A 3,454-nucleotide genomic window follows, 5' to 3' on the forward strand; every position below is an offset into this window, starting at 1 on the left:
ATTCATACCGTTTCTACAGGCGTTGAACCCTCGTAATTTGGCTAAGGTATTGATTGATGAATCCAATTAGTGAATTAGTGTGGCAAAGTCTGCTGAGTGGCGACATACAGTTAGCAGATTTGATTTGTAGTCTATTGCGATCGCAATTAGTGACAGTTGCGATTCCCTTTGATAAAAGCAGTTTTAGGGATTGCACTGCATTTAACCCCTGGAGAACCAAATCCACTATATTGATCGAAACTTCCTTGAACCTGCAAATCTGGGGGGAGCTTGGCAATGCTAGTTTTGTACAAGAAAAGGTTTCCGTCAACCACCATTGCAATGGGCAGTTCTTCAATGTACGTACCGCTAATAGTTAGGTCGCCTTTGACGGTTAGTTGATTGGGCAGTCGCTTGAGATTACCTTCCAGGGTAACGTTACGATTGATGATACAGCGTCCTTCTTGCTCGATCGCGCCAAATTTTTTCAGGCTTCCACAAGGTGCGGGGGTAGCCGGTTGCAGCAGATAAATTCCAACCACCACCAAGGGAAATATGAAAAGCAGCGATCGCCATCTTAGTTTTGAGAACATTTGAGCTAATAAATCCTAATTTAGGTTAACTTAATATCTTGCACCTTTACGTATACATACAGCAAAATCGAAAATATGGGCGATATAGCTACAGTATTTTTGTTTGCTTTTAACGATAAATTAATACTTTTAGCTTTATGCTGAGTATTTAATCTCACCATTTTTGCTTGGAAGATGTGAGGAGTATGTCACTAGAAAATCCAAGTCCTTTAGCGATCGCACCCACCCTGTGGAATATTGGGTTGGTGTCTGAGCAGAACCTCCTCGCTTGGGTTGCTCACAACTGCTGTGGGAGTACAGAAACCCCCGAAGCTGTACTAGGGTATCATCTAGAACACTTATATTGTGATTGTGAGGATGTTGATGCTGCCATTTCCCTGCTACGGGTTGAACTCCCAAAAATCATGCCTCGTTGTAAGTCCTTTGCTAGTATATTTTTGGAGCAAGTCCCTGGGCTAGAGCTATGTATTTAATCGCCCATAAAACTGCAATCAAGCGTTGGATTTCTGGCATTTTTCAATGTCGAGAGGAAGCATTAGCATATCTGGCGATCGCACCCTCAGAAAACCAGCCCTATCTAATTGAGTCGAAGCTGCAAAATTACCCTGTTTATTTGCTGGAAAGCTTTGGGTTGGAATTTGCCCTTTTGGATGTGTCTGAGATTTTGCAGTATTGCACTCATCTAGAGCGTCGTGGTGATGATTGGTGCTATGGCAATCTTTATTTGATTCGCCAAGATTGGCAAGCTCCCAAAGTCGGGGCTGACTATATGGGGCTGCTTCCACACCTGCATTTAGATAATGGCTACCTCGATCGGTTGCAGTCCACTCCGATTTTAGATTGTTTTTAGATTACTAATGATTGAAGTTGCTAGGGAGATTCGTTTCGCGTTGGATCGCTTGAAATACCTCGATCCGGAGGCAATATGTTTGACAATAGACTTAAATCCACCGCTTGAATCCGTGGCGATTCTAAAAGCATTGGAAATTCAGCTACCATTCGCCTATGCTGCTTTTTTGCTAGAGGTGGGAAATGGAGGGGGTTGGGATTGTGCCGAGCGAGACTGTTGGATGACATTTGATGAAATCATGCAGCATAATTGTGCTGAGTTATGGCATCAGTCACCGCCTGATTTCGTTCGTCAATTTCTGGCAACAGGAAAACAATCTGATGCGGTCGAGTTACCCTATCTCCTGAAAATTAACGCCCTTCCTGGACTATTACGAATTGGGTTGTATCCTCCAGAACAAGAGACTTACGGGTTGTTTCTGACACAAGAAGGACATGAAGTGAAAATTCAAATTTGCTTACAACCGTTGTTGACTTATGTTGTGATGGAACGCTATACACCGAAGCAATGGTTACAAATGCATCTCAATTTTTTAAATAATGAGATTTATGAAATTGAAAAATCGATCTCAATCTTGAATTCTCAGCAAAGTCCATATCTTCTTTTCCAAGGATTTTTAATGGGTTTGGCAAATGATAGGTTGAAGCAGTTTATTGAAAATTGTCCCGCAATTCCTTTAGAAAGAAAACGAAATTTGCTAGATGAGATATGGTAGACCTAGTAAAACCATTATAGTACTTTCTGTATAATATATCTAACAATTATTATTAGAAACAATTTGATTATATGAACCGCAAACAATTATACTGGGCAAAAGACTATACTTATGAAGCTAGACAAAAAAAGATTGGTTGGCTAAATGAAATAATTGAGTCACTACATGAGCAACCAGAATTAGGAAAATATAAAGACGATGAAGACTCACAAGAGCTATTTACCCAGGAAACTATCACAGTTGCTCAACGTTTAATGAAATTAGTTATCCAAGAGGAGCCGAATAAACAGGATATTCGTGAGTTATATATATTGCTGAAAATTTATAAACATATTCGTAACTCCGCTTGGGACGATATTTGTAAATATGTGGAAAATTTGCATTGGGTAGTAAATATTTGGGAAACATTTCAGAATGTAATTGAATTAGATATCTGGCATGGTTGTGAGTATCAACGTTATTCAATTAAAGAACCATTAATTACTGAGGGTAAATATATCAGAGGTAGCTCTTCTATTGACACGCACGGTCATATTGTATTCAAATTAGAACAGAATTTAGAAGACAATAAGATTAAAATTATTTGGCAAATCCCAAATGAGACCGTTATTCCTGACGAATATATTCCACCATCAATCGAAGGAATTATCGAGGGGCTGATTCAATATTCTCATCTAGAAAATAAAGCTTTTTCATCCCTTAAAATTACTGTCTTTAATGGCAGTTATCACGAATATCACTCTAGGGAGTCTGATTATCGTATAGCTGCTGTCATCGCTTGGATGAATGCTTTAAAAACTGCTGAATTCATACCTCTTTAATGGTTAAGGTTGGGGAAATTCAATCATTTAACCATTATTACAGCATTTTTCACCTATTTGAACCAGTTGCTGGATGAGAGATAAGCATGGAAAAACGTTTGTTCTAATTGATGGGTATACACTAGCGATCGCGCAAAGCGATTCAGGTGTATTATTCTCTGGTTGCCACAGTCGCAAAGCCATAACCCGATATGACGATTCGCTCCTAATTCAGTTTTTGGCACGTCATGCCCATCATGATACGTTTTGGCAGTGCTTTCAGGCACATGAAATGTATGAGAATGAGGATAATCGCTTCTTTGTTCGGGATTGTCAACAGCTTATTGGCGATATTCCAAAGGAGTCGCTACGCGAACGCAGTTGGAAACTACCGCAAGTTTATCAAAATTGGGCGATTTGGGAACTGATCGATCACCTGTTTCAAATTCATGGCGAGTCTTTCAATGAACCGATTTGTTTATGGCATCCAGGGAGTTATTATCCGATGTACGGTATT

General features: G+C 39.6%; 6 protein-coding genes and 1 pseudogene. 5 read left to right on the top strand and 2 right to left on the bottom strand.

Going from position 1 to position 3,454, the window contains the following annotated elements:
* Window positions 1-146: 146 nt before the first annotated feature.
* Window positions 147-572, bottom strand: a complete 426-nt coding sequence (locus ACM5QX_RS29335) for a hypothetical protein (RefSeq protein WP_414756724.1) — start codon at window positions 570-572, stop codon at window positions 147-149.
* Window positions 573-757: 185 nt separating this feature from the next.
* On the opposite strand from ACM5QX_RS29335, the gene ACM5QX_RS29340 reads away from it, so the two are divergent.
* The 4 genes from ACM5QX_RS29340 (at window position 758) to ACM5QX_RS29355 (ending at window position 2,958) form a co-directional block, all read left to right on the top strand.
* Window positions 758-1,045: a hypothetical protein gene (locus tag ACM5QX_RS29340; protein ID WP_414756725.1), complete on the top strand. Its 288-nt coding sequence runs from the start codon at window positions 758-760 to the stop codon at window positions 1,043-1,045.
* A complete protein-coding gene (locus ACM5QX_RS29345) occupies window positions 1,036-1,422 on the top strand; it encodes a hypothetical protein (protein WP_414756726.1) in 387 nt (128 codons plus the stop codon). The genes ACM5QX_RS29340 and ACM5QX_RS29345 overlap by 10 nt, the downstream gene beginning before the upstream one ends.
* A gap of 7 nt (window positions 1,423-1,429) precedes the next feature.
* Window positions 1,430-2,137: a hypothetical protein gene (locus ACM5QX_RS29350; protein WP_414756727.1), complete on the top strand. Its 708-nt coding sequence runs from the start codon at window positions 1,430-1,432 to the stop codon at window positions 2,135-2,137.
* 71 nt (window positions 2,138-2,208) lie between these two features.
* Entirely contained in the window at window positions 2,209-2,958 is a 750-nt protein-coding gene (locus ACM5QX_RS29355; protein WP_190981695.1) for a hypothetical protein, read from the top strand.
* A gap of 53 nt (window positions 2,959-3,011) precedes the next feature.
* Here the strand turns inward: ACM5QX_RS29355 and ACM5QX_RS29360 are convergent, their stop codons facing one another.
* The gene (locus ACM5QX_RS29360; protein WP_414756728.1) at window positions 3,012-3,182 is read right to left on the bottom strand and encodes a hypothetical protein; all 171 of its coding nucleotides are present in this window, start codon (window positions 3,180-3,182) and stop codon (window positions 3,012-3,014) included.
* On the opposite strand from ACM5QX_RS29360, the pseudogene ACM5QX_RS29365 reads away from it, so the two are divergent.
* A pseudogene (locus ACM5QX_RS29365) lies at window positions 3,167-3,454 on the top strand (hypothetical protein); the annotation flags it as partial. The gene ACM5QX_RS29360 and the pseudogene ACM5QX_RS29365 overlap by 16 nt on opposite strands.

It is taken from the genome of Anabaena sp. CCY 9910, assembly GCF_963920875.1.
In the GTDB taxonomy this organism is placed as follows: domain Bacteria; phylum Cyanobacteriota; class Cyanobacteriia; order Cyanobacteriales; family Nostocaceae; genus Trichormus; species Trichormus variabilis.

Bases quoted from the DNA above. Each gene is read 5' to 3' on its own strand.
- ACM5QX_RS29340 (WP_414756725.1), top strand. From the start codon at position 758: ATGTCACTAGAAAATCCAAGTCCTTTAGCGATCGCACCCACCCTGTGG.
- ACM5QX_RS29355 (WP_190981695.1), top strand. From the start codon at position 2,209: ATGAACCGCAAACAATTATACTGGGCAAAAGACTATACTTATGAAGCT.
- ACM5QX_RS29345 (WP_414756726.1), top strand. From the start codon at position 1,036: ATGTATTTAATCGCCCATAAAACTGCAATCAAGCGTTGGATTTCTGGC.
- ACM5QX_RS29350 (WP_414756727.1), top strand. From the start codon at position 1,430: ATGATTGAAGTTGCTAGGGAGATTCGTTTCGCGTTGGATCGCTTGAAA.
- ACM5QX_RS29335 (WP_414756724.1), bottom strand. From the start codon at position 572: ATGTTCTCAAAACTAAGATGGCGATCGCTGCTTTTCATATTTCCCTTG.